The following is a 24,367-nucleotide window of genomic DNA, read 5'->3' on the forward strand; positions in this document are numbered from 1 at the left end:
ATGACCTGTAATTTAGTCACTGAAAATGTGGTGACCGAGCCACTGCGCCCTATTGAATTGCATCAGGTAGACCGTCTGGCCCTAAAAAATAAGCTTGATCATGCGCTTAATAGCGTGACCAAAAAGCTGGATAAGACGATTGCCATCGTCGGGAACAAATTCCCTAACGAAGCGTGTGAAGGCGGTAAATGGCAGCCGACCGACAACGTTGAGTGGACGACTAGCTTCTGGCCAGGCCAACTGTGGCTTGCGTGGGAGATGACCGGAGATGACAAATATCGCCATGCGGCAGAGCGTTATTTACCATCTTTTGCGGAACGTTTAGACAAACGTATCGAAACAGCCACTCATGACCTGGGTTTTCTTTATACGCTGTCGTGCGTGAATGCCTGGCGTTTAACCGGCAATGAAACAGCCCGTCAAATCGCGCTGCAAGCTGCTGATATTTTGATGGAACGCTATAACCCGGTGGCGAAAATCATCCAGGCCTGGGGGGATTTGAATGATCCAGAACAACAGGGGAGGATGATTATTGACTGTAATATGAACCTTCCGCTGCTTTATTGGGCAAGTCAGCAAACGGGAGATGCGCGCTACGCACAGGCCGCGACCGCACATGCGCAGCAGGCCGCGAAGTATATCGTTCGCCCGGATGCCTCAACATTCCATACTTATTATATGGATGTAATAACCGGTGAGCCGCGATTTGGTAATACGCATCAGGGCTATAGCGACACCTCATGTTGGTCGCGTGGGCAAGCGTGGGGAATTTATGGTTTCTTGCTCACTTATTTATACACCGGCGATAAAAGCATGGTGGACCTCACCCGTAGCCTTGCGCATTACTTCATCAATCGTTTGCCAGAAGATGATGTTTGCCACTGGGATCTTTCATTGTTGGGCAGCGATGCGGTGCGCGACAGTTCAGGAGCGGCGATTACCGCCTGTGGCTTATTGGAATTGGTGAAAACGTTGCCGGTACTGGATGAACATCGCGCCCATTATGAGGAGATGGCACTGCGTATTATCCAGTCGCTTACTGATAACTATCTGGCGCGGGACGATGAGCCATGTGAAGGCTTGCTGAAACATTCTGTGTATCACATGGCGAGCGGCAAAGGTGTCGATGAATGTTGTAGTTGGGGAGACTATTTCTACCTTGAAGCACTTATACGTGTGCGACAGGTGTGGAGTCTGTATTGGTAAGTTTTGCGCCCTCGCGACATCGCGGGGGCTACATGGAGAGTCTGATGAAAACCGTTGCAGTTTTGCTGGCCCCGGGTTTTGAAGAAGGGGAAGCTATAGTTACCATTGATATTCTACGTCGTTTAAAAATTAACGTGCGTACCCTTTCTTGCGTCGATACACGCGCGGTTGTGAGTTATCACGATATCCCAATGGTGGCAGATGCCACGCTGAGCGAATGTTTTGATGACACTTTTGATGCCGTGGTACTCCCCGGCGGCCCGGAAGGCAGCGTTTTTCTGGCCCAAAGTGCCAGCGTAATTGCCTTTGTGCGCCGTCATGACGATCTGGGCAAGTTAATCTGCCCGATTTGCTCTGCAGCTGCGCGCGTCCTGGGGGGTAACGGATTGCTTAAAGGTCGTCGTTACGTCTGTTCCGGAGATTTATGGCAGCAAGTGACGGACGGGGAATATGTTGATGCTGACGTAGTCGAAGATGGCAATCTGATAAGCGGTAAAGGGTTGGGCAAAGTCTTTGATTTTGCACTCACTGTTGCCGCCCGTCTGGAAGGTAATGAAACCCCGGCACGCGACCACGCGGAACATATTTATTATCAATGGTAAAGATCAAGAATACCGGCGGGTGAGTGCAATGCTTACCCGTCTTCTTCAATCTGTATTTAGATAAATCAGCTTATCCATCTTAACGCTGAATTTATGGATAAACCTGCTATCTCATATTTCATTTGTCTGACATAAACCCCTATTTTTATGTCTTTTATTGCTGAATACATGCACGGTCTTACTGTATTTCTGCCATGTGATTGCGCTCTCTTATGGACTATTAATTTCCCGCTACAACTATCTCCAGCCCCGAAGCAAAAAGCTCATACGGCTAATGGCTTGTTTTAACTAAACCTTACCCTACAGAAAATAAAATCGAGCTGGAGAATACCATGCACAAATTTACTAAAGCGCTAGCGGCAATTGGCATTGCTGCAATTATGTCACAATCCGCTATCGCAGAAACAATGAAGCTGGGTTTCCTGGTGAAACAGCCAGAAGAACCCTGGTTCCAGACCGAATGGAAATTTGCTGATAAAGCCGGGAAAGATCTTGGCTTTGAAGTCATTAAAATTGCCGTTCCGGATGGCGAAAAAACCCTTAATGCTATCGATAGCCTGGCCGCCAGCGGCGCGAAAGGCTTTGTTATCTGTACTCCGGATCCAAAACTGGGTTCGGCAATTGTGGCGAAAGCCAAAAGCTACGACATGAAAGTGATTGCCGTTGATGACCAGTTCGTCAACGCGAAAGGCAAGCCAATGGAGACCGTGCCATTAGTGATGATGGCGGCGACCAAAATCGGTGAACGCCAGGGTCAAGAGCTTTACAAAGAGATGCAAAAACGCGGTTGGGACGTGAAAGAGTCCGCGGTTATGGCGATTACGTCTGACGAGCTCGATACAGCCCGCCGCCGTACTTCTGGCTCAATGGAAGCTTTGAAAGCGGCTGGTTTCCCGGAAAAACAAATCTACAAAGTACCGACCAAATCTAACGACATCCCGGGGGCTTTCGATGCCGCCAACTCCATGTTGGTTCAACACCCTGAAGTGAAACATTGGCTGATTGTCGGCATGAACGACAACACCGTGCTGGGTGGCGTGCGCGCAACCGAAGGGCAGGGCTTTAAAGCACCGGATGTTATTGGTGTAGGGATTAATGGCGTGGATGCCGTAAGTGAACTGTCGAAAGCTCAGGCCACTGGTTTCTACGGGTCTTTGCTCCCAAGCCCGGATGTTCACGGCTATAAAAGTAGCGAAATGCTCTACAACTGGGTCACTAAAGGTGCAGAACCACCGAAGTTCACTGAAGTTACCGACGTGGTGCTGATCACTCGCGACAACTTTAAAGAAGAGCTGGCTAAAAAAGGTCTCGGCGGTAAGTAACGTTTGTGGTGGATGGCGTTCGCGCTTATCCACCCTACCCAAATCTCACCAACGTAAACACAAACTGTAGGTTGGATAAGCGCAAGCGTCATCCGACATTGGGGTATGTCATGCAACATGAGACACCGTATCTCTCTTTTCGTGGTATAGGCAAAACTTTCCCCGGCGTGAAAGCCTTACAGGACATCAGTTTCGACTGTTATGCCGGGCAAGTTCACGCACTAATGGGGGAGAATGGCGCAGGTAAATCAACGCTCCTGAAAATTTTGAGTGGCAATTACGCCCCAACCGAGGGCTGTATTGCCCTGCGTGGTGAAGAAGTGACTTTTGCCGACACTCCCGCGGCGCTTAATGCCGGAGTCGCGATTATTTATCAGGAGCTTCATCTGGTGCCGGAAATGTCGGTAGCAGAGAATATTTACCTCGGACAGCTGCCTCATAAAGCGGGGTTCGTGAACCGCTCCTTACTGAATTACGAAGCAAAATTACAACTTGAGCATCTTGGGCTGGATATTGACCCAGGCACACCGCTCAAATATTTATCCATCGGCCAATGGCAGATGGTCGAAATTGCTAAGGCACTGGCGCGAAATGCGAAAGTGATCGCCTTTGATGAGCCGACCAGTTCTCTCTCTCGTCGTGAGATCGACAACCTGTTTCGTGTCATCCGTGAGTTACGCGCCGAAGGCCGCGTGATCCTTTATGTCTCGCATCGTATGGAGGAAATCTTTGCTCTGAGTGACGCCATCACTGTGTTTAAAGATGGGCGCTACGTGCGCACCTTTGATGACATGAAGCAGGTTAGTCATGACTCGCTGGTGCAGGCGATGGTCGGGCGCGATCTGGGTGACGTTTATGGCTGGAAACCTCGTGAGCATGGGGCCGAGCGTTTACGCCTTGATGGTGTAAAAGCCCCTGGGGTACGGGCACCTATTTCACTTTCGGTGCGTAGTGGTGAAATTGTCGGTCTGTTTGGTCTGGTCGGTGCTGGTCGCAGTGAACTGATGAAAGGCATGTTTGGTGGTACGCGCATTACCGACGGCAAAGTGTTCATTGATGGCGAAGTTATCAATATCAATAAGCCCGCCGACGCGATTCGTGCCGGAATGATGCTCTGCCCGGAAGATCGCAAAGCTGACGGCATTATTCCGGTGCATTCGGTGCGTGACAATATCAACATCAGTGCGCGGCGTAAGCATATTAGCGCCGGTTGTCTGATAAACAACCGCTGGGAAACAGACAATGCCGCCTCGCATATCCGTTCGCTGAACATTAAAACCCCGTCAGCTGAACAGCTGATCATGAATCTTTCCGGTGGCAACCAGCAAAAAGCGATTTTAGGGCGCTGGCTGTCAGAGGAGATGAAAGTGATTTTGCTCGATGAACCAACGCGCGGCATTGATGTTGGGGCGAAACACGAAATCTATAACGTGATTTATGCCCTTGCTGCACAAGGAGTAGCGGTGCTGTTTGCATCAAGCGATCTGCCCGAGGTGCTGGGCCTTGCGGACCGCATTATCGTGATGCGCGAAGGGGAAATAGCCGGTGAATTGCTGCATGGCGAAACCAATGAGCAACAAGCATTAAGTCTGGCAATGCCAAAAACCAGTGCGTCTGCCGCATGAGCAAGGAGATAAAAATGTCTGCATTAACTACATCAGGTGACAGCAATAAGAAGTCGTCCCTCAGTCTTGGGCGTATCTGGGATAACTACGGCATGCTGGTGGTGTTCGCCGTTCTATTTATTGCCTGCGCTATTTTTGTACCGAATTTCTCTTCTTTCGTGAATATGAAGGGATTAGGGCTTGCCATCTCAATGTCGGGAATGGTGGCTTGTGGAATGTTGTTCTGCCTTGCGTCGGGTGATTTCGATTTGTCCGTTGCGTCGGTGATTGCCTGTGCCGGGGTCACCACTGCGGTAGTCATCAACATGACCGAAAGCCTATGGATTGGTGTGGCGGCAGGGCTATTGCTGGGTGTGCTATGCGGTCTGGTGAACGGTTTTGTTATCGCAAAACTAAAAATCAACGCACTGATCACGACGCTTGCCACCATGCAGATTGTGCGCGGTCTCGCTTACATTATTTCTGATGGCAAAGCGGTGGGCATCGAGGATGAACGCTTCTTTGCACTGGGTTATGCCAACTGGTTAGGGCTGCCTGCACCGATCTGGCTGACAGTGGCTTGTCTGATTGTTTTTGGTTTTCTGCTCAACAAAACGACCTTTGGCCGTAACACGTTGGCGATTGGTGGCAATGAAGAAGCGGCGCGTCTGGCGGGTGTACCTGTGGTACGCACTAAAATCATCATCTTTATTCTCTCAGGATTAGTGTCGGCAGCAGCGGGGATTATCCTTGCTTCGCGTATGACCAGTGGCCAGCCAATGACGTCTATTGGTTATGAGTTGATTGTGATTTCAGCCTGCGTGTTGGGCGGAGTATCACTCAAAGGCGGGATAGGTAAAATTTCTTACGTGATTGCCGGGATTTTGATTCTTGGCACTGTGGAAAACGCCATGAACCTGCTGAATATTTCACCTTTCTCGCAATATGTGGTGCGCGGCTTGATTCTGCTTGCTGCCGTCATCTTCGACCGCTACAAACAGAAAGCAAAACGCACGATTTAACGGCTGGATTCTGCTGTGCTAATTCCGGGTAGTGGGAACATATTATAACGGTAAAGGGTGTGAACTCTTTTTGGGGGTGGATTCGCGAAAGCGACATCCACCATTTTTTTTGCCATCAACATTGTTTAATTTTTACGCAGATAAGATATCCAGTGTTTAAATGTGATATTGATTAGATTGTTAGTATTTCCATCCATAAACTAATTCAAACCAAGATATGAATCACTGTAACAGTCACGCTGCCAAAGTAGAGTTGGCAGCCTGAATTCGGCCTCAAGGAGATGAGCCAATGAGCAGTGATGTTAATTACACCAGTAGTAAAGTGCATGTTCCTGGGAATCGTAAGTTTGATACCACTTGGGTTCTAAGTCTTTTTGGTACGGCGGTCGGGGCAGGGGTGTTATTTCTGCCGATCAACGCAGGGATGGGCGGATTCTGGCCGTTAGTGGCGCTTGCAGTTATCGTTGGGCCAATGACCTGGCTTGCTCACCGCGGGCTTGCTCGATTTGTCTTATCATCACGTAACCCAGGCAGCGATATCACCGAAGTTGTGGAAGAGCATTTCGGTGCAAAAGCGGGCATCTTAATCACACTGCTGTACTTCTTCGCAATCTACCCGATTCTGCTTATCTACGGCGTAGGCATCACCAATACTATTGATTCGCTAATGGTCAACCAACTGGGAATGGCTTCACCACCGCGTGTGATTTTGTCGATTGTACTGATCGCCGCGCTGATGGCGGTTATGCTCACCAGTGAGCGTGTGATGCTGAAAATTACCGAGCTGATGGTTTACCCATTAGTCGGTATTTTACTGTTCCTCTCCTTATATTTGATTCCGCACTGGAATACATCAGCTCTTTCCCAAGTGCCCACGGCGATAGATTTCACGACGACGATGTGGCTGACTATTCCGGTGTTGGTCTTTGCTTTTAACCACTCTCCGGCTATCTCCTCATTTGCGTTGTCTCAGCGCCGTGAATATGGCAACCAGGCAGATGAAAAAGCGAGCCAGACGCTGCGCAAAACATCCACCATTCTGCTGGCGTTTGTTATGTTGTTTGTCTTCAGCTGCGTACTGAGTGTGACTCCGGCAGATTTGATGGCAGCAAAACAGCAAAATATTTCAATGTTGAGCTTCCTTGCTAACAAATTTGATAACCCACTGATCTCCATCTTTGGCCCACTGGTAGCAATTCTGGCAATTTCCAGCTCCTTCTTCGGTCACTACCTGGGAGCTCGTGAAGGTCTGCACGGGCTGGTGAAAAAAATTGCCCGCCACAACGGCAAGCGTTTTGATGACCGCAAGCTGAATAAAGCTATCGCTCTGTTCTTCCTGTTGAGCCTGTGGCTGGTGGCAACACTTAATCCAAGCATCCTGGGCATGATCGAATCGCTGGGCGGCCCAATCATCGCGATGATCCTGTTTATCATGCCGATGTACGCCATCCACAAAATGCCTGCGCTGGCGAAATTCCGTGGCAAAGTGAGTAATATCTTCGTTACGGTTATGGGGCTTGTGGCTATTTCAGGACTTATCGCAAGCTTCTTCTGACACCTGCCACACCGAAACGCCAGGTCATATGCGGCCTGGCGATTTATCCTGGAAAATTGCGACACCCGTCACCCTGTCTATACTTACATGGCTAATCATAATCTACCGTTACGGTAGTAAGACTAACTATGTAAGGAGGAGCCGCTGGTGGCTGAAGTTGCATCTGTACCGCCTCTACTTTCAGGAAACCTTGCCTTTTTCTTCGACCTCGATGGCACGCTGGCAGAAATCAAACCGCATCCGGACCAGGTTTATATTCCCGCTGCGGTGCGCACATTGCTGCAAAAAATGTCTGTCATGAGTGGTGGAGCATTGGCATTGATTTCAGGGCGCTCAATGAGTGAGCTTGATAAGCTCGCCACTCCATTTCATTTCCCACTCGCGGGTGTGCATGGGGCAGAACGCCGTGATATCAATGATAAAACCCATGTTGTGACGCTTCCGGAACCGGTAGTAATCGCATTACATCAACATTTAAGCGATGCACTTTTGCAGCTTCCGGGTACTGAACTTGAAGCTAAAGGGATGGCTTTTGCTTTGCATTACCGCCAGGCCCCCGAAGCTGAAGAGGCTATTTTTGAGCTGGCGCAACAAATGACAATGCGCTTTCCGCAACTGGCGTTACAGCCGGGAAAATGTGTCGTGGAGTTGAAACCTTTGGGCATTGATAAAGGTGCTGCTATACGCGCATTTATGCAAGAAGCTCCATTTGCGGGCCGTACACCGGTTTTTATCGGTGATGATTTAACAGATGAAGCAGGGTTCAAACAGGTTAACGCCCTTGGAGGGGTGACCATTAAAGTGGGAAATGGCGACACGATTGCTAATTTCCGACTGGCAAACGTGCGCATGGTTTATCACTGGCTTGGCAAATTAACGCAACATATAGAACAACAAAAGTCAGACTTTTTACGGGGAGAAGATTATGAGTCGCTTAGTGGTAGTCTCTAATCGCATTGCGCCGCCGGACGATAAGAAAAGCGGTGCAGGTGGTTTAGCTGTCGGGATTTTGGGGGCTTTAAAGGCGGCCGGAGGGTTGTGGTTTGGCTGGAGTGGCGAGGTCGGTGACCCGGATGCTGTGTTAAAAAAAACCAAACGAGGCAACATTACCTGGGCATCTTTCAATCTTAGTCAGGAGGACTACGAAAGCTATTATCTGCAATTTTCCAACGCTGTCCTTTGGCCGGCATTCCACTATCGTCTGGACCTGGTGGATTATCAGCGTGAAGCCTGGGAAGGCTACCAACGGGTCAATACTTTGCTTGCGAGCAAGCTAAAGCCGTTGTTGGAAAAGAACGATATTTTATGGATACATGACTACCATTTGCTGCCATTCGCCGCAGAGTGCCGTAAGCAAGGGCTAAAGCAGCGCATCGGTTTTTTCCTGCATATTCCATTCCCGACGCCTGAAGTGTTTAACGCGCTTCCGCCGCATGAAGAGTTACTCGAAGCGTTATGTGAATACGATTTACTGGGTTTTCAGACGGAAAATGATCGCCAGGCATTCCTGGATTGTGTTGCAAGCCAGACGCGGCTTGATAGCCTGGATAAAAACCAGCATCAGGCGTATGGCAATACGTTTCGCACTGAAGTGTATCCAATAGGTATCGAACCCGAAGAAATCAAAAAGAATGCCCAGGGGCCGCTACCGCCGAAGCTGGCGCAACTTAAAGCGGAATTGGGGAGTATCAAAAACATCTTCTCGGTTGAGCGGCTGGATTACTCCAAAGGATTGCCTGAACGGTTTCTCGCATTTGAAGCGCTGCTGGAAAATTATCCCCAGCACCATGGAAAAATTCGTTACACGCAAATCGCACCAACTTCGCGTGGTGATGTGCAGGCATATCAGGATATTCGTCATCAGTTGGAAACGGAAGCGGGGCGCATCAACGGTAAGTATGGGCAACTAGGCTGGACACCGCTGTACTACTTGAATCAACATTTTGACCGCAAGCTGGTAATGAAAGTATTCCGTCACGCGGATGTTGGCCTCGTGACGCCATTGCGTGATGGCATGAACCTGGTGGCGAAAGAGTATGTTGCCGCGCAAGATCCCGCGAATCCTGGCGTGCTGGTGTTGTCTAAATTTGCAGGTGCCGCAAATGAATTGTCCTCTGCACTCATTGTTAACCCTTATGATCGTGACGATGTTGCCGCAGCACTAGACCGCGCGTTAACTATGCCTTTGGCCGAACGTATATCACGCCATAGCGAAATGATGACGGTGATTGAGAAGAATGATATTCACCACTGGCAGAAGCGGTTTATTGAAGACTTAAAGCAGGTCGCTCCACGAAACGATGAGGTTGAAATGGGAAAGAAGGTGGCGACATTTCCTAAGTTGGCGTGACTCTATGCCATTGCATACGGCCAGGCGGTGTTTTTCCCTTCGCATAGCCGATTTACCTTCATTGCACACCGGGTAACCGTGAACGTGTCAGGGGAATACCCCTGGCACCACTCGCCAGATCATAAAATTGCCGTTCAATGTTAAAGCTGGGCAATTTAAATCCTGAACCTGGTCAAAACCGAATTGGTTTTTGAATTTATGTTTTGAAGCAAGCTTTGAGTGACATCAATTTAAGATAAATGTCCCTCTTATTTCTGATGATAAAAGCCAAATTTAACTTAAATAGTGCTTATCTCAGCGGAACGAGCAAAACATCAACCTGACTGGAGGCGACCACTGCTTTCGCAGAGCAAATTATCTTGCTGAAAAAAGATTGATTGTGGTTGCCACAAATCACTAAATCCACAGAACCCTTATTACATATTGCCAGAATGTGCTCACTTAATTCGCCCGTAGCAATAACCGTTTCTGTAATAGGGTAATTTGCCTTCCGAACTATCTCGTCAATAAAAATCTGAGTCTCTTCAAGCATTAATTCCCGTAGGTTCTCCATCATTGGTGCGGCAAATTGATTATAAAGTTCGGGGTCGGATGCGAGTGTAATCAGTGAAATTTTCCCATTTACTGGCCGGGCGATTGAAACCGCCTTTTCAACCAGAGTCTGGCTTTCTGGACTGATGGCAACAGCAACCAGGATATGTTGGTAACTCATGACAACCTCCCACTTATTAGTAGCAAATCACTTACATTTTTCGTACTACAAGTCACATTTGTACGCAAGGATAGTACCCATGAAAATTGTGAGTCTGCTCATGGAAAATGATTAATAACTCTAATGTAAATGAGTTGTGAATCAGACTTAATGCCTGGATAGCTCATTTTTCCATCAAACTTTCGTATTAATTTATGCTGATACCGAGCTTGTCATTCTGGTGTAAGAATTAATAGGCATTTTTACACTAAATAGAAAACTTCAAGGCGTTATGTGCTAAAAATAAGCATCAAAGCAGAGTATTAAATTACTTAATAAAAAATGCGATATAAATCACATGGCTAACCAGGCCTGAAGATGCGTTATTGATGGTAAGTCATCAGATTGTTAGGCAAACGAAAAGGTTTTACCAGATTAACGTAACGGTTATTTCGAGTTTGATTGTTTAATGAACAAATGAAAAGTCTTGCTGATGTTTTAAGGTGACTCATAAAGTAAATATATGTGATCTGTGTCACATATAACTCAAAATTCGCAGGCATCCGCATTGTATGTCTAAAGGCCTACGAGTAGAGTTTGCCCAGAATTAGGAAAAATCTTAATTAAATGTTAGAAATTTAAGCTCGGATAAGAACGTACCTACAAGGAAGTCTCCACCGCATTTTCGTGTCGGTGGATTCAGTGCGTGTTATCAGTCAATTGAATTTGCCTTTTTTGGTTGTTTTAATTTTAACCGGGATTTCTCGGCGACTCACGGGGTGCGGTCATACCGCATGTATAAAAGTTAGTTTTTCAGGATGAACAAAATGCATACATCCGAGTTGTTGAAACATATCTACGATATTAATTTATCGTATTTGTTGCTTGCGCAGCGCCTTATTAGTAGCGATAAAGCCTCAGCAATGTTTCGTTTGGGAGTGACCGAGGATATGGCCAATTCCCTGAGTGAATTAACATTGCCACAAATGGTGAAATTGGCGGAAACTAACCAGCTAATTTGCCAATTCCGCTTTAACGATAACCAAACCATTACCCGCCTGACACAAGACTCTCGTGTGGATGATTTACAGCAAATTCATACTGGCATTTTGTTATCCACCCGCTTATTAAATGAGGTGTCCGCAATAGACGAGGCTCCTCGCAAAAAAAGGGCGTAACAAAATGAGCGAAAAAAGTATTGTTCAGGAAGCGCGTGATATACAACTGGCGATGGAGTTAATCACCCTCGGCGCAAGATTGCAGATGCTGGAAAGTGAAACGCAATTAAGTCGTGGCCGACTGATCAAACTATATAAAGAGCTCCGTGGCAGCCCACCACCGAAAGGAATGCTGCCATTTTCTACCGACTGGTTTATGACGTGGGAGCAGAATATCCATGCTTCTATGTTTTGTAATGCCTGGCAGTTCTTATTGCGCACTGGATTATGTACCGGTGTTGATGCCGTTATTAAGGCTTACCGCTTGTATCTGGAACAGTGCCCAGCACAAGAAGGCGGGCCGCTGCTGGCGCTGACTCGCGCATGGACGCTGGTGCGTTTTGTTGAAAGTAACATGCTTGAATTGAGCCGCTGTAATTGCTGTGGCGGTAACTTTATTACTCATGCACATCAGCCTGCAGGTAGCTTTGCTTGCAGTTTATGCCAGCCGCCGTCGAGAGCGGTAAAAAGACGTAAACTTTCTACGAATACTGCCGATATTATTCCACAACTGCTGGATGAACAGGTCAAACAGGCCGTTTAACAGTTCGGTGTGGTAAACACTCCAGCAGCGATAAGCAATTATCGCTGCTTTTTTTTTGCCGTGCACTGAGCCATAAACCCCTCTGATTTGTGATTCCTCGTCACATTTAACAGCAGAAGGATGTACTCGTGCTGATTGTAATAGGCTATCTGGTCGTTATCGCGACAGTATTCGGCGGCTATATGATGACCGGTGGTCATCTTGGCGCACTCTATCAACCAGCTGAATTTATCATCATTGGTGGAGCGGGAGTGGGGGCATTTATCGTTGGGAATAACGGTAAGGCTATTAAAGCAACGGTAAAAGCATTGCCATTACTTTTTCGCCGCTCGAAATACACCAAAAGCATGTATATGGATCTCATGGCCTTGCTTTATCGCTTGATGGCGAAGTCGCGCCAACAAGGGATGTTTTCGCTGGAACGTGATATCGAAAACCCAAAAGAAAGCGAAATCTTCGCCAGTTACCCGCGTATTCTTGCCGACACTCTGATGCTGGAATTTATTATTGATTACCTGCGTCTGATTATCAGCGGGAATATGAACTCATTTGAAATTGAAGCGCTGATGGATGAGGAAATTGAAACTCATGAAAGCGAGGCTGAAATACCGGCAAATAGCCTTGCCATCATGGGGGATTCACTTCCGGCTTTCGGTATTGTTGCCGCCGTAATGGGCGTAGTGCACGCACTGGCTTCAGCCGATCGTCCCGCCGGTGAATTAGGGGCGTTAATTGCCCACGCCATGGTTGGAACCTTCCTTGGGATTTTGCTGGCCTACGGTTTTATCTCACCGCTGGCGACCGTTTTGCGCCAAAAAAGCGCTGAAACGACCAAAATGATGCAGTGCGTAAAAGTCACTTTGCTCTCAAGTCTGAATGGTTACGCACCGCCGATTGCTGTCGAATTTGGCCGTAAAACCCTTTACTCCAGTGAGCGTCCATCGTTTGTTGAGCTGGAAGAACATGTTCGTGCTGTTCGTTCTCCGAACGCGCAATCGCGCGCCACGGAAGAAGAAGTATGAAGCACAACGCGCGCCCGATTATTGTCGTAAAACGCCGTAAGCATAAAGGCCACGGCGGCGGCGCGCACGGTTCGTGGAAAATTGCCTACGCTGACTTTATGACCGCGATGATGGCTTTTTTTCTGGTGATGTGGCTGATTTCCATCTCCAGCCCTAAAGAACTGGCGCAAATTGCCGACTATTTCCGTACGCCTCTTTCTGCCGCCATTACCGGTGGGCAGCGCATCGCCGATAGCCAAAGTCCAATTCCTGGCGGTGGCGATGATGTGACACAGCAACAAGGTGAAGTGAAAAGACAGCCGAATATTGAAGATCTCAGAAAGCGGATGGAAGCCAATCGCCTCAAGCGCCTGGGCGACAAACTGGATCAATTGATTGAAGCTGACCCTAAGTTGCGAGCGCTGCGCCCACATCTGCAAATTGATCTGGTTCAGGAGGGGCTGCGGATACAAATCATCGATAGCCAGAACCGCCCGATGTTTAAAAACGGCAGTGCAGAAGTTGAACCTTATATGCGCGATATTCTGCGCAGCATTGCACCGTTACTGAATGATTTTCCTAATAAAATTAGTTTATCTGGCCACACTGATGACTTGCCTTATGCCATGGGCGAACACGGTTATAGCAACTGGGAACTTTCCGCCGACCGGGCTAACGCCTCGCGCCGTGAATTGATGGCAGGCGGTTTAATCGACGGCAAAGTCCTGCGCGTAGTGGGTATGTCATCAACCATGCGCCTGACTAATCGCGGACCAGGCGATGCTATTAACCGTCGCATTAGTTTGCTGGTGCTCAACAAACAAGCTGAGGATGCCATCGTGCATGAAAACGCAGAAAGCGATAACCAGCCAATAAGCATTCTCCAACAACCTGCTGCCGCGGAACCGGCGCAGAACACATTACCGCCACAACCCGGTACGAGGTGATAGCGTGAGTATGGATATCAGCGATTTTTACCAGACATTTTTTGACGAGGCCGACGAGCTACTGGCCGATATGGAACAGCACCTGCTGAATCTGCTTCCTGAAGCGCCGGATTCAGAACTGCTGAATGCCATTTTCCGCGCGGCACACTCGATAAAAGGGGGGGCCGGGACTTTCGGTTTCACCGTTTTGCAGGAAACCACGCATTTAATGGAAAACCTGCTCGACGATGCCCGGCGCGGTGAGATGCTCCTCAACACCGATATCATCAACCTGTTTTTGGAAACCAAAGATATTATGCAGGAACAGTTGGACGCTTATAAAAACTCACACGTCCCGGATGCTGAGAGTTTCGATTATATCTGCAAAGCGCTGCGCCAACTGGCTCTGGAAGCCAAAGGTGAAATGGCTGCACCGCCTGCAAAATTGACCGTCGTAGAAAAAGATTCAGTCGAAACGCTGCCAACAAACGATGGCAATTTGCGCATTGCAATTACCGGATTGAAATCTACTGAACTGGATTTACTGCTCGAAGAGCTGGGTAATCTCGGTACTTTAAGTGAAGTGGAAAAGGGTGAAAACTCTGTCACTGCGACTATTGAGACGACGGTCAGCGCTGATGACATCAGCGCGGTGCTCTGCTTTGTAATCGAGCCTGAACAAATCGAATTTCTTCCGTTAACAGCAAGTGCGCAAGCGGCTGCTGTTGTGCAAGAAGAAGTGCCAGTGGCCCTTGCCGTTAATGCCCCACAGCCGACGGTTGCAGTACCTGTGGCTCCTGTCGCACCCAGGACGGAAAGAGAAAGCAAACCTGCGCGTGTGAGCGAGTCAAGCAGTATTCGCGTTGCGGTTGAGAAGGTTGATCAGTTAATTAACCTGGTTGGTGAGCTGGTGATTACTCAATCGATGTTGGCACAGCGATCCAATGAATTAGACCCGGTAGAACACGGCGAACTGATTACCAGCATGGGTCAGTTACAACGTAACGCCCGAGACTTGCAAGAGTCAGTGATGTCTATCCGCATGATGCCAATGGAGTATGTCTTCAGTCGCTTCCCGCGTCTGGTGCGCGATCTGGCAAGTAAGCTCGACAAACAGGTTGAACTGACGCTGCAAGGTAGCTCCACCGAACTGGATAAAAGTCTGATTGAACGCATTATCGACCCGCTGACTCACCTGGTGCGTAATAGCCTCGATCACGGTATTGAAACCCCGGAAAAACGCCTTGCAGCGGGGAAATCAGCCGTTGGTAACTTAATTCTTTCTGCCGAACACCAGGGTGGAAACATCTGTATTGAAGTTTCTGATGATGGCGCGGGCCTGAACCGTGAGCGCATTCTTGCTAAAGCGTTATCGCAAGGAATGGCCGTGCATGAAAACATGTCGGACGACGAAGTTGGCATGCTGATTTTCGCCCCAGGATTCTCAACCGCTGAGCAGGTTACGGATGTTTCCGGACGCGGTGTAGGCATGGACGTGGTGAAGCGTAACATCCAGGAAATGGGTGGCCATGTTGAAATTAAATCGCAGGCCAATGTCGGTACCACCATCCGCATTATGCTGCCGCTGACGCTCGCTATTCTTGACGGAATGTCGGTAAAAGTATGCGACGAAGTGTTTATCCTGCCGCTCAACGCGGTGATGGAGTCGCTTCAGCCGAAAGAAGACGATCTGCATCCTCTTGCTGGCGGCGAGCGTGTACTCGAAGTGCGTGGCGAATACCTGCCGCTGGTTGAATTGTGGAAAGTATTCGATGTTGCCGGTGCGAAAACCGAAGCGACGCAAGGCATTGTGGTGATTTTGCAAAGCGCTGGTCGGCGTTACGCGCTGCTGGTGGATCAGCTGATTGGTCAACATCAGGTGGTCGTGAAAAACCTCGAAAGCAACTATCGTAAAGTGCCGGGAATTTCTGCAGCAACTATCCTCGGTGATGGCAGTGTGGCGCTGATTGTTGATGTATCTGCGCTGCAGGGTTTGAACCGTGAACAACGTATGGCCGGCACTGCCGCCTGATTCTCCGGTTTTTGAGAAAGGATAAGAAAATGAGTGGATTAACCAATGTGACAAAACTGACCGGGGAAACGGTAGGGCAAGAGTTCCTGGTCTTTACCCTTGGTGATGAAGAGTACGGCATCGATATTTTAAAGGTGCAGGAAATTCGCGGTTACGATCAAGTCACGCGTATTGCCAATACTCCGGCATTTATCAAGGGAGTCACTAACCTGCGTGGTGTGATTGTCCCGATCCTCGACCTGCGTATTAAGTTTGACCAGGATGGCGTGGAATATAACGATAACACCGTGGTCATTGTGCTGAACTTTGGTCAGCGCGTGGTGGGTATTGTGGTAGATGGTGTCTCTGACGTGTTGTCTCTGACCGCAGAGCAAATCCGCCCGGCACCAGAGTTTGCCGTGACGCTTTCCACAGAGTATCTGACTGGCCTCGGTGCATTAGGCGACCGCATGCTGATTCTGGTCAATATCGAGAAGCTGCTTAACAGCGAAGAGATGGCATTGGTCGATAGCGCGGCGCGCGTGGCGTAGAAAACGAATGTTAAGTAGGTCGGAAAAGCTTTGGTAGGGTGGATAAGCGATTAGCGTCATCCACCGTGTCCAGCGATTTTGTCGGATGGCGCTGCGCTTATCCGACCTACGAAAGAAAAGACTTAAGCTTCGATCTCTTCACCAATCTCAGTTTGTTCTTCCAGTTCACCTTCATTTTTCGACAGCATAGCCGTCGCAACGCCATTACCCAATACGTTGATGGCAGAACGGCCCATATCCAGGAAGTGGTCGATACCCATCAGCAGTAAAATGCCTGCCACCGGAATATTGAAGCTTGGGATGGTTGCTGCCAGTACAACCAGCGCAGAACGTGGTACACCTGCAATCCCTTTTGACGCCAGCATTAAGGTCAACATCAGCACCACAATCTCAGAGAAAGTGAGGTGGATGTTGTAAGCCTGCGCGATAAACATAGAAGCAAAAGAGCAATACACCATTGAACCGACCAGGTTGAACGAATAACCAATCGGCAGAACAAATGATGCAATGTTACGAGAGCAACCAAAGCGTGTGAGCTGGTCCAGTGTTTTCGGATAAGCCGCTTCGGAGCTGCTGGTAGTAAACGCCACCAGGACCGGGTCTTTCAGCATGGCGATCAGGCGGAATACATCGCGCTTGAGAACCATATAGCCAACACCGATAAGCACCATGCAAGTCAGGATAATTGCGAGATAGTAGCCACCAATGAAGGATGCGTAGTTAAGCAAAATCCCCAGACCTTCCGTCGCAACGACAGACGAAATAGCCGCGAAGATAGCCAGTGGTGCCACGTACATCACATAGCCTGTCACTTTCAGCATAATGTGGGAAACCACATCCAGCGCCGCGACTAAAGGGGCGTTAAATTTCTCACCCAAAGACGCACCAGCAATACCGAAGAACAGAGAGAACACGACGATTTGCAGGATTTCGTTGTTCGACATTGCGCCCGCAATGCTGGTTGGAATGGTATGCGAGATAAACGCTTTCAGGTTCATGCCGCTGACCGCAAGACCGGTTTGCACATCACCCGCTGGCACTTGTAAATTCATGCCAGCCCCTGGGTGTTGAAGGGTAACAATGAACAAACCGACCAGAATAGAAAGCACAGAAGATGAAACAAACCACACCATTGCTTTGCCGCCCACGCGGCCAATGGTGGATGTTTCGCCCATCTTCATAATGCCCACGGTCAGGGTGCTGAACACCAATGGAGCAATAACCATTTTGATCAGGCGTAAAAAGATGTCGGTAAACAGCGTGATGTTTTCGGCATAGCTTTTGATGTTTTCAGCGGCTGCGTACTCGTGGATGGCAGCACCGGAGAGGATCCCGGCAAACATGAAAAGAAGAATGAATAGTGTAAGTTTGTTTGAACTAGACAATTATTTGATAACCCCGTCGAATGTAACATTTATTTAACTTATTGAGCTATATATAATTATTATGTTTGCCCAATATATATTCGGCCCATAAATTGAACCAAAGTTCGCCAGGATTCAACTATTTTTTACTATTTGTCATATTTGTTAATTCGGAAACGCTGACGTAACAATGTGATTTTCATCACAAAAAAATTGCCAGTGTTTTCGCAGAACCTCACCATTATTCAGTGTCGATGTGAGTAATAAATTGATTAAGCGGGGAAATATTTCAACTTATCCAATCAGCCAGTCTTTTGTTCGATTTCTGAACGCTTCTGAATTCCTGAGCTAAATTTCAATGCATTCGCCTATTCAGCGTTCAGGTTGTCGAAGGTATGGGGTTTGATCTGAAGTTTTAACAATAAAAGTATTCGCATCTTGATGCGTTGCGAAAATGTAAGCCTGGCAGCACAACTGCAAACCCTTCTGCGCATCTGGCTCTTAAATTCACTGCATTAATGCAATCACCCGCATCCCGGCCGGTTTCCGTTAAAGTTCTGTTTCTTCATGCCGATAACACCGATAAGAAATCATTAAAAGGGTGTTATATGTTGAACCGTATTCGCGTTGTCACCATGCTAATGATGGTGCTGGTGGTGTTCGCTCTCCTCCAACTCATCTCTGGCGGAATGTTCTTTAACTCGCTCAAACAAAATAACGATAGTTTTAAAGTTTCCAAAGAGTTACGTGTTCAGCAGTCGGAACTGGCAAACACCTGGGAATTGATGCTGCAAACGCGCATTAACCTCAGTCGTTCGGCTGCCCGCATGATGATGGATGCCAGTAATGGGCAAAGTGCGGCGAAAACCGACTTGCTCAATAACGCCAAAAAATCCCTCGCTGATGCTCAGAAACATTACACCCAGTTTAAACAAATCCCTGCCATTAACCCGGAGCTGGAAGCGGTGGTTAACGGCATTGATGACGACTACCGGAATTACAACCAGGCGCTAAGCGAACTGGTGGGTTATCTGGAAAGTGGCAATATGGACGCCTATTTTGCGCAGTCCACGCAAAGCCTGCAAAACGCGCTGGAAAAAGAATATAGCGACTATATTGCGCTTAATGACCGCATGTACGAGCAGTCTTATATTGCCAGCACTCAGGATTACAACTTCGCGAAATGGCAAATTGTTGGCCTTGCGTTAGCACTGGCTGCCGTGATTTTGCTGGTGTGGGTCGGCATGCGCCGGATTTTACTGCAACCGCTGTCGGTGGTTATTGGTCATATCCGTGAAATTGCCAACGGCAACCTGACTGAAAATATCGTCTCAAATGGCCGCAATGAGATTAGCGAACTGACTTCCAGCGTGCGGCATATGCAGCAAGAACTGATCATAACCGTCGGCAGCGTGCGTGATGGTTCTGATGCCATCTACAGCGGTGCGACGGAAATTGCCGCCGGAAACAACGACCTCTCTTCCCGTACCGAGCAGCAGGCTGCATCGCTTGAAGAAACTGCCGCCAGCATGGAGCAGCTCACCGCGACCGTGAAACAGAATGCGGAAAACGCCCGTCAGGCATCTCAATTAGCCTTAAGCGCCTCCGAAACCGCTCAGCGCGGCGGCAAAGTTGTGGATGGCGTAGTGAAGACCATGCACGACATCGCCGGTTCTTCGAAGAAGATTGCTGACATCACTGGTGTGATTGACGGCATTGCTTTCCAGACCAACATTCTGGCGCTGAACGCCGCAGTAGAAGCTGCGCGTGCCGGTGAACAGGGGCGTGGATTCGCGGTGGTTGCCGGGGAGGTGAGAAACCTCGCCCAGCGCAGCGCACAGGCGGCCAAAGAGATCAAATCACTGATTGAAGATTCAGTTTCCCGCGTGGATACCGGCTCTGTGCTGGTTGAAAGCGCCGGGGAAACCATGAGCGACATCGTTAATGCCGTTACACGAGTGACCGACATTATGGGTGAAATTGCGTCTGCCTCTGATGAGCAAAGCCGCGGTATCGACCAGGTTGCGCTGGCGGTTTCAGAAATGGACCGCGTTACGCAGCAAAACGCCTCTTTGGTTGAGGAGTCAGCCTCTGCGGCTGCCGCACTTGAAGAGCAAGCCAGCATGCTAAGCCAACTGGTTGCCGCTTTCCGTTTAACGACCGAACCGACTGTTCCGATGTCTGTGAGTACCACCGTATCGTCAGCTCCTGTTATCAAAGCCAGTAAGCCGACAACCAGTGGGCGCGATGATAACTGGGAAACTTTCTAAGAATCTTAATGACTGGCAGACGTGCTGGCTGAGGGCTGTTTGATGTTTAATCGTATCCGAATTTCGACCACTCTGTTGTTAATCTTAATCATCTGCGGCGTGCTGCAGATTGGTAGTAATGGATTGTCCTTTTGGGCATTCAGGGATGATGTTCAGAATCTACAAATGGTTGAAGTCGGAAACCAGCAGCGTGACACCTTAACCCAAAGCCGGGCTGCGTTGTTGCAGGCCGGTACGGCATTAAGTCGTGCTGGTACGCTCACGGCGCTAAGTTATCCACCAGAAGATATCAAACGCCTGATGGCCAATGCTCGTGGCAGCCTGAAACAGGCTGACATGTTGTTTAACCAGTTCCTCGATATCACACCTTTGAATAAAGAAGGTGAAGAGATGATGGCGTCAACCAAACAAAGTTACGCCACGTATCGTGACGACTTACAACACCAGGCAACCTGGCTTGAAAGCAATCAGCTTTCAGATTTCCTCAGCGCACCGATTCAGAAATCGCAGGATATTTTTGATGCGAACTTTAATGCATGGCAACAAAGCATTAATGACACGGTGGTGGCCTCGAGTGAAGACAGCAAACTGAACTACCAAATATCAGCGATTATTTTTGTCAGCGTCACGGTGATTGCCATCCTGATGCTGATTGGCTCGATCGCATGGTCGCGCAAAATGCTGGTGCAACCGTTGGAAATAGTCCGTGACCACTTTGAGCACATTGCAGCGGGCGATTTAGCGCGTCCGATAAGTGTTTATGGACGAAATGAAATCTCGGAGATTTTCCGCAGCCTGAAAAACATGCAGCAGGCGCTGAAAGAGACTGTGACCGATGTGCGTCAGGGCAGCAGTGCCATGCACACCGGTATCGCGGAAATTGCGGCAGGCAATAACGACCTCTCATCACGTACCGAACAGCAAGCCGCTTCGCTGGCACAAACGGCTGCCAGCATGGAGCAGTTGACCGCAACCGTGAGCCAGAACGCCGATAATGCTCGTCAGGCCGCTCAACTTTCGCGAACCGCTGCGGACACCGCACAGCAAGGTGGGCAGCAGGCAGCCAACGTCGCCCGTACCATGCATGACATCGCGGGCAGCTCGAAGAAAATTGGCGATATCACCAGCGTCATTGATGGCATTGCATTCCAGACCAATATTCTGGCACTTAACGCCGCAGTAGAAGCTGCGCGTGCCGGTGAGCAGGGACGTGGATTTGCCGTGGTGGCCGGTGAAGTACGCAACCTGGCACAACGCAGTGCGCAGGCGGCAAAAGAGATCAAAGTGCTTATTGAAGAGTCGGTCGACCGCGTGCAGCACGGTTCGCAACTGGTTGATACGGCAGCCACGACGATGGCGGAAATCGTGCGTTCGGTAACGCAGGTTAACGACATCATGGGCGAAATTGCTTCAGCATCCGACGAACAGCGCCGTGGAATCGAGCAGGTAGCACTCGCAGTAAGCCAGATGGATCAAGTGACACAACAAAACGCCGCGCTGGTCGAAGAAGCGGCAGCAGCAACCGATGCTCTGGCAAACCAGGCCGAACACCTCAGCGGTGTGGTATCGGTGTTTAATCTGGAAACTGTCGGCAACGAAGACGTCACCAGAGATTTAGTAACCAACGGGGTGCTCGTTACCCCCTGATTGTGACTGAGAAGGCGCTATGACATCACCACTGTCCACTGGACAATCGTCATTAATGTTACAGATGACACAGCGTCTACCGCTGTCCGACACGCACTTTCGCCGGATATGCCAGTTGATTTACCAGCGTGCAGGAATCGTGCTGGCCGATCACAAGCGAGACATGGTTTACAACCGCCTGGTGCGCCGTTTACGCACCCTGGGACTGGAGGATTTTGGGCACTACCTGAGCATGCTGGAGGCCAACGGCAGCAATGCCGAATGGCAGGCGTTCATTAACTCCCTGACCACTAACTTGACGGCGTTTTTTCGCGAAGGTCACCACTTTCCGATTCTCGCGGAACATGCGCGTAAACGTAGCGGGGAGTACAAAGTCTGGAGTGCGGCAGCCTCAACTGGTGAAGAGCCATATTCCATCGCCATTACGCTTGCGGATGTGCTGGGTATGGCGCCTGGGCGTTGGAAAGTCTTTGCCAGCGATATCGACACTCAGGTGCTGGAGAAAGCCCAGAGTGCTATTTATCGCCTGGATGAACTGAAAACACTGGCTCCGCTCCAGATGCAGCGCTACTTCATGCGTGGCACAGGGCCACACGATGGGCTGGTACGGGTGCGTAGCGATCTGGCCAGTCACATGGAGTTTGCGCCCATCAATCTTTTGGACAAGCAAGCGCCAATTCCTGGGCCGTTTGACGCCATTTTTTGCCGCAATGTGATGATTTATTTTGATAAAGCGACACAGCAGCAAATTTTGCAGCGTTTTGTACCGCTGCTAAAACCGGGCGGACTGCTGTTTGCCGGGCATTCGGAAAACTTCAGTAACCTCAGCCGCGAGTTTCTACTGCGTGGGCAGACCGTGTACGGACTGAGTAAGGAAAGATCATGACAAAAATAACCGTGCTGTGCGTCGATGACTCCGCCCTGATGCGCCAGATCATGACAGAAATTGTGAATAGCCACGATGACATGGAAATGGTGGCAACTGCACCAGACCCGCTTGTGGCACGCGACTTGATTAAGAAATTTAACCCTGACGTGCTGACGCTGGATGTGGAAATGCCGCGCATGGACGGTCTGGATTTCCTTGAAAAGCTGATGCGCTTACGCCCAATGCCCGTGGTGATGGTTTCGTCACTGACAGGCAAAGGTTCAGAGGTGACATTACGGGCGCTGGAGTTGGGCGCGATTGATTTTGTCACCAAACCGCAGTTAGGCATTCGCGAAGGGATGCTGGCTTACAGCGAAACTATTGCGGAGAAAGTGCGTACTGCCGCGAAGGCAAAACTGGCGGCGCGCGCACCCGTTGCAGCTCCTGCTGCGTTGAAAGCGGGGCCATTACTCAGTTCTGAAAAATTGATAGCGATTGGTGCATCAACCGGTGGCACTGAGGCGATTCGCCATGTGTTGCAACCGCTGCCGCTATCAAGCCCGGCGGTATTAATCACGCAGCATATGCCACCAGGTTTTACACGCTCGTTTGCTGACCGGCTTAACAAGTTATGCCAGATAGCCGTGAAAGAGGCCGAGGATGGCGAACGTGTGCTTCCGGGGCACGCTTATATCGCGCCGGGCGATAAACATATGGAGCTTGCTCGTAGCGGGGCGAACTACCAAATCAAAATTCATGACGGCCCACCCGTGAACCGGCATCGTCCGGCCGTGGATGTGCTGTTCCATTCTGTCGCGAAATTCGCCGGGCGTAACGCCGTGGGCGTCATTTTAACGGGAATGGGGAATGACGGCGCCGCAGGGATGTTGGCAATGCATAAAGCCGGGGCATGGACTATCGCCCAAAACGAAGCAAGTTGTGTGGTGTTCGGCATGCCGCGTGAGGCCATCAACAGTGGTGGCGTCAGCGAAGTGGTCGATCTAAGCCAGATTAGCCAGCAGATGTTGGCGAAGATTAGCGCCGGACAGGCAATCCGTATCTGAGATAAGGCTATTTTATTTGCCATTTTGAACCCGGCCAGCACTCAGAATCCTCACGTACTCAATGTACGCTCCGGTTCTTGTGCGCTGGCCGTGTCCAGACTGGCTGCAACAATTACGCCTCTTTGAATAGGCAACTACAGAAGGAACCCAATAAATGGCAGATAAAGAACTCAAATTTTTGGTGGTGGATGACTTCTCTACCATGCGTCGCATTGTCCGTAACCTGCTAAAAGAGCTGGGTTTCAACAACGTCGAAGAAGCAGAAGATGGTGTCGATGCGCTTAATAAACTCAACGGTGGCGGTTTTGGTTTCGTTATCTCTGACTGGAACATGCCGAACATGGATGGTCTGGAGTTGCTGAAAACCATTCGTGGCAACGGTGCAATGTCGGCTCTGCCGGTATTAATGGTGACCGCTGAGGCGAAGAAAGAGAACATTATTGCCGCAGCGCAGGCGGGGGCGAGTGGCTATGTGGTTAAACCGTTTACCGCAGCAACACTTGAAGAGAAGTTAAACAAAATCTTCGAAAAGCTCGGCATGTAAGGAGAGGC

At 49.3% G+C, this 24,367-nt stretch carries 21 protein-coding genes; 19 read left to right on the plus strand and 2 right to left on the minus strand.

All coding sequences use genetic code 11. The annotated features are described in order from the left end of the window. From IX31_RS00350 to otsA, 8 genes are all read left to right on the plus strand, one after another. The gene (locus IX31_RS00350; protein ID WP_034455074.1) at positions 1-1,206 is read left to right on the plus strand and encodes a glycoside hydrolase family 88 protein; all 1,206 of its coding nucleotides are present in this window, start codon (positions 1-3) and stop codon (positions 1,204-1,206) included. 44 nt (positions 1,207-1,250) lie between these two features. Next, positions 1,251-1,808 (plus strand): DJ-1 family glyoxalase III, encoded by a 558-nt coding sequence (locus IX31_RS00355; protein WP_034455075.1) that lies wholly within the window; start codon positions 1,251-1,253, stop codon positions 1,806-1,808. Positions 1,809-2,140: 332 nt separating this feature from the next. After that, positions 2,141-3,130, plus strand: a complete 990-nt coding sequence (locus tag IX31_RS00360) for an arabinose ABC transporter substrate-binding protein (protein WP_034455076.1) — start codon at positions 2,141-2,143, stop codon at positions 3,128-3,130. A 110-nt stretch (positions 3,131-3,240) separates the two neighbouring features. Continuing rightward, positions 3,241-4,755, plus strand: a complete 1,515-nt coding sequence (gene araG / locus IX31_RS00365; RefSeq protein WP_034455077.1) for an L-arabinose ABC transporter ATP-binding protein AraG — start codon at positions 3,241-3,243, stop codon at positions 4,753-4,755. A gap of 14 nt (positions 4,756-4,769) precedes the next feature. After that, positions 4,770-5,756, plus strand: a complete 987-nt coding sequence (gene araH, locus IX31_RS00370) for an L-arabinose ABC transporter permease AraH (RefSeq protein ID WP_034455078.1) — start codon at positions 4,770-4,772, stop codon at positions 5,754-5,756. A gap of 289 nt (positions 5,757-6,045) precedes the next feature. Continuing rightward, entirely contained in the window at positions 6,046-7,311 is a 1,266-nt protein-coding gene (locus IX31_RS00375) for an HAAAP family serine/threonine permease (protein WP_034455079.1), read from the plus strand. Between the two features lie 147 nt (positions 7,312-7,458). Then, positions 7,459-8,262: a trehalose-phosphatase gene (otsB, locus tag IX31_RS00380; RefSeq protein ID WP_034455080.1), complete on the plus strand. Its 804-nt coding sequence runs from the start codon at positions 7,459-7,461 to the stop codon at positions 8,260-8,262. After that, a complete protein-coding gene (gene otsA / locus IX31_RS00385) occupies positions 8,237-9,661 on the plus strand; it encodes an alpha,alpha-trehalose-phosphate synthase (RefSeq protein ID WP_034455081.1) in 1,425 nt (474 codons plus the stop codon). Before otsB ends, otsA begins: the two co-directional genes overlap by 26 nt. A gap of 289 nt (positions 9,662-9,950) precedes the next feature. Here the strand turns inward: otsA and uspC are convergent, their stop codons facing one another. After that, on the minus strand, positions 9,951-10,373 hold the full coding sequence (uspC, locus tag IX31_RS00390; RefSeq protein ID WP_034455082.1) for a universal stress protein UspC: 423 nt from the start codon (positions 10,371-10,373) through the stop codon (positions 9,951-9,953). An 806-nt stretch (positions 10,374-11,179) separates the two neighbouring features. Between uspC and flhD the strand changes: the two genes are divergently transcribed. The 6 genes from flhD (at position 11,180) to cheW (ending at position 16,602) form a co-directional block, all read left to right on the plus strand. After that, complete coding sequence (gene flhD / locus IX31_RS00395; RefSeq protein WP_034455083.1) at positions 11,180-11,530, plus strand: flagellar transcriptional regulator FlhD; 351 nt, start codon at positions 11,180-11,182, stop codon at positions 11,528-11,530. Positions 11,531-11,534: 4 nt separating this feature from the next. Next, positions 11,535-12,113: a flagellar transcriptional regulator FlhC gene (gene flhC / locus IX31_RS00400; protein WP_034455084.1), complete on the plus strand. Its 579-nt coding sequence runs from the start codon at positions 11,535-11,537 to the stop codon at positions 12,111-12,113. Positions 12,114-12,241: 128 nt separating this feature from the next. Continuing rightward, positions 12,242-13,135 carry a flagellar motor stator protein MotA gene (motA, locus tag IX31_RS00405; RefSeq protein WP_034455085.1) on the plus strand — a complete coding sequence of 298 codons (894 nt, stop codon included), beginning with the start codon at positions 12,242-12,244 and terminating at the stop codon, positions 13,133-13,135. Beyond that, positions 13,132-14,061: a flagellar motor protein MotB gene (gene motB / locus IX31_RS00410; protein ID WP_034455086.1), complete on the plus strand. Its 930-nt coding sequence runs from the start codon at positions 13,132-13,134 to the stop codon at positions 14,059-14,061. Before motA ends, motB begins: the two co-directional genes overlap by 4 nt. A gap of 10 nt (positions 14,062-14,071) precedes the next feature. After that, positions 14,072-16,072: a chemotaxis protein CheA gene (gene cheA, locus IX31_RS00415; protein ID WP_034455087.1), complete on the plus strand. Its 2,001-nt coding sequence runs from the start codon at positions 14,072-14,074 to the stop codon at positions 16,070-16,072. Between the two features lie 29 nt (positions 16,073-16,101). Further along, positions 16,102-16,602 (plus strand): chemotaxis protein CheW, encoded by a 501-nt coding sequence (gene cheW, locus IX31_RS00420; protein ID WP_034455088.1) that lies wholly within the window; start codon positions 16,102-16,104, stop codon positions 16,600-16,602. A gap of 122 nt (positions 16,603-16,724) precedes the next feature. On the opposite strand, the gene IX31_RS00425 is transcribed toward cheW, so the two are convergent. Further along, positions 16,725-17,987, minus strand: coding sequence for a dicarboxylate/amino acid:cation symporter (locus IX31_RS00425; RefSeq protein ID WP_034455089.1), 1,263 nt, complete (start codon positions 17,985-17,987; stop codon positions 16,725-16,727). A gap of 587 nt (positions 17,988-18,574) precedes the next feature. Between IX31_RS00425 and tar the strand changes: the two genes are divergently transcribed. The 5 genes from tar to cheY all read left to right on the plus strand — a co-directional run bounded on the left by tar (position 18,575) and on the right by cheY (position 24,359). Beyond that, positions 18,575-20,236 (plus strand): methyl-accepting chemotaxis protein II, encoded by a 1,662-nt coding sequence (tar, locus tag IX31_RS00430; RefSeq protein ID WP_034455090.1) that lies wholly within the window; start codon positions 18,575-18,577, stop codon positions 20,234-20,236. Between the two features lie 42 nt (positions 20,237-20,278). Further along, positions 20,279-21,883, plus strand: coding sequence for a methyl-accepting chemotaxis protein (locus tag IX31_RS00435; RefSeq protein WP_034455091.1), 1,605 nt, complete (start codon positions 20,279-20,281; stop codon positions 21,881-21,883). A 19-nt stretch (positions 21,884-21,902) separates the two neighbouring features. Continuing rightward, on the plus strand, positions 21,903-22,769 hold the full coding sequence (cheR, locus tag IX31_RS00440) for a protein-glutamate O-methyltransferase CheR (RefSeq protein ID WP_034455092.1): 867 nt from the start codon (positions 21,903-21,905) through the stop codon (positions 22,767-22,769). Beyond that, on the plus strand, positions 22,766-23,815 hold the full coding sequence (locus tag IX31_RS00445; RefSeq protein ID WP_034455093.1) for a protein-glutamate methylesterase/protein-glutamine glutaminase: 1,050 nt from the start codon (positions 22,766-22,768) through the stop codon (positions 23,813-23,815). The genes cheR and IX31_RS00445 overlap by 4 nt, the downstream gene beginning before the upstream one ends. A 154-nt stretch (positions 23,816-23,969) precedes the next feature. Further along, on the plus strand, positions 23,970-24,359 hold the full coding sequence (cheY, locus tag IX31_RS00450) for a chemotaxis response regulator CheY (protein WP_034455094.1): 390 nt from the start codon (positions 23,970-23,972) through the stop codon (positions 24,357-24,359). Positions 24,360-24,367 lie beyond the last annotated feature (8 nt).

It is taken from the genome of Buttiauxella noackiae (assembly GCF_000737905.1).
In the GTDB taxonomy this organism is placed as follows: Bacteria; Pseudomonadota; Gammaproteobacteria; order Enterobacterales; family Enterobacteriaceae; genus Buttiauxella; species Buttiauxella noackiae.

Bases quoted from the DNA above. Each gene is read 5' to 3' on its own strand.
- motB (WP_034455086.1), top strand. From the start codon at position 13,132: ATGAAGCACAACGCGCGCCCGATTATTGTCGTAAAACGCCGTAAGCAT.
- IX31_RS00355 (WP_034455075.1), top strand. From the start codon at position 1,251: ATGAAAACCGTTGCAGTTTTGCTGGCCCCGGGTTTTGAAGAAGGGGAA.
- cheR (WP_034455092.1), top strand. From the start codon at position 21,903: ATGACATCACCACTGTCCACTGGACAATCGTCATTAATGTTACAGATG.
- flhC (WP_034455084.1), top strand. From the start codon at position 11,535: ATGAGCGAAAAAAGTATTGTTCAGGAAGCGCGTGATATACAACTGGCG.
- IX31_RS00445 (WP_034455093.1), top strand. From the start codon at position 22,766: ATGACAAAAATAACCGTGCTGTGCGTCGATGACTCCGCCCTGATGCGC.
- tar (WP_034455090.1), top strand. From the start codon at position 18,575: ATGTTGAACCGTATTCGCGTTGTCACCATGCTAATGATGGTGCTGGTG.
- cheW (WP_034455088.1), top strand. From the start codon at position 16,102: ATGAGTGGATTAACCAATGTGACAAAACTGACCGGGGAAACGGTAGGG.
- uspC (WP_034455082.1), bottom strand. From the start codon at position 10,373: ATGAGTTACCAACATATCCTGGTTGCTGTTGCCATCAGTCCAGAAAGC.
- araH (WP_034455078.1), top strand. From the start codon at position 4,770: ATGTCTGCATTAACTACATCAGGTGACAGCAATAAGAAGTCGTCCCTC.
- cheY (WP_034455094.1), top strand. From the start codon at position 23,970: ATGGCAGATAAAGAACTCAAATTTTTGGTGGTGGATGACTTCTCTACC.
- IX31_RS00375 (WP_034455079.1), top strand. From the start codon at position 6,046: ATGAGCAGTGATGTTAATTACACCAGTAGTAAAGTGCATGTTCCTGGG.
- otsA (WP_034455081.1), top strand. From the start codon at position 8,237: ATGAGTCGCTTAGTGGTAGTCTCTAATCGCATTGCGCCGCCGGACGAT.
- IX31_RS00360 (WP_034455076.1), top strand. From the start codon at position 2,141: ATGCACAAATTTACTAAAGCGCTAGCGGCAATTGGCATTGCTGCAATT.
- cheA (WP_034455087.1), top strand. From the start codon at position 14,072: ATGGATATCAGCGATTTTTACCAGACATTTTTTGACGAGGCCGACGAG.
- flhD (WP_034455083.1), top strand. From the start codon at position 11,180: ATGCATACATCCGAGTTGTTGAAACATATCTACGATATTAATTTATCG.
- IX31_RS00435 (WP_034455091.1), top strand. From the start codon at position 20,279: ATGTTTAATCGTATCCGAATTTCGACCACTCTGTTGTTAATCTTAATC.
- IX31_RS00350 (WP_034455074.1), top strand. From the start codon at position 1: ATGACCTGTAATTTAGTCACTGAAAATGTGGTGACCGAGCCACTGCGC.
- araG (WP_034455077.1), top strand. From the start codon at position 3,241: ATGCAACATGAGACACCGTATCTCTCTTTTCGTGGTATAGGCAAAACT.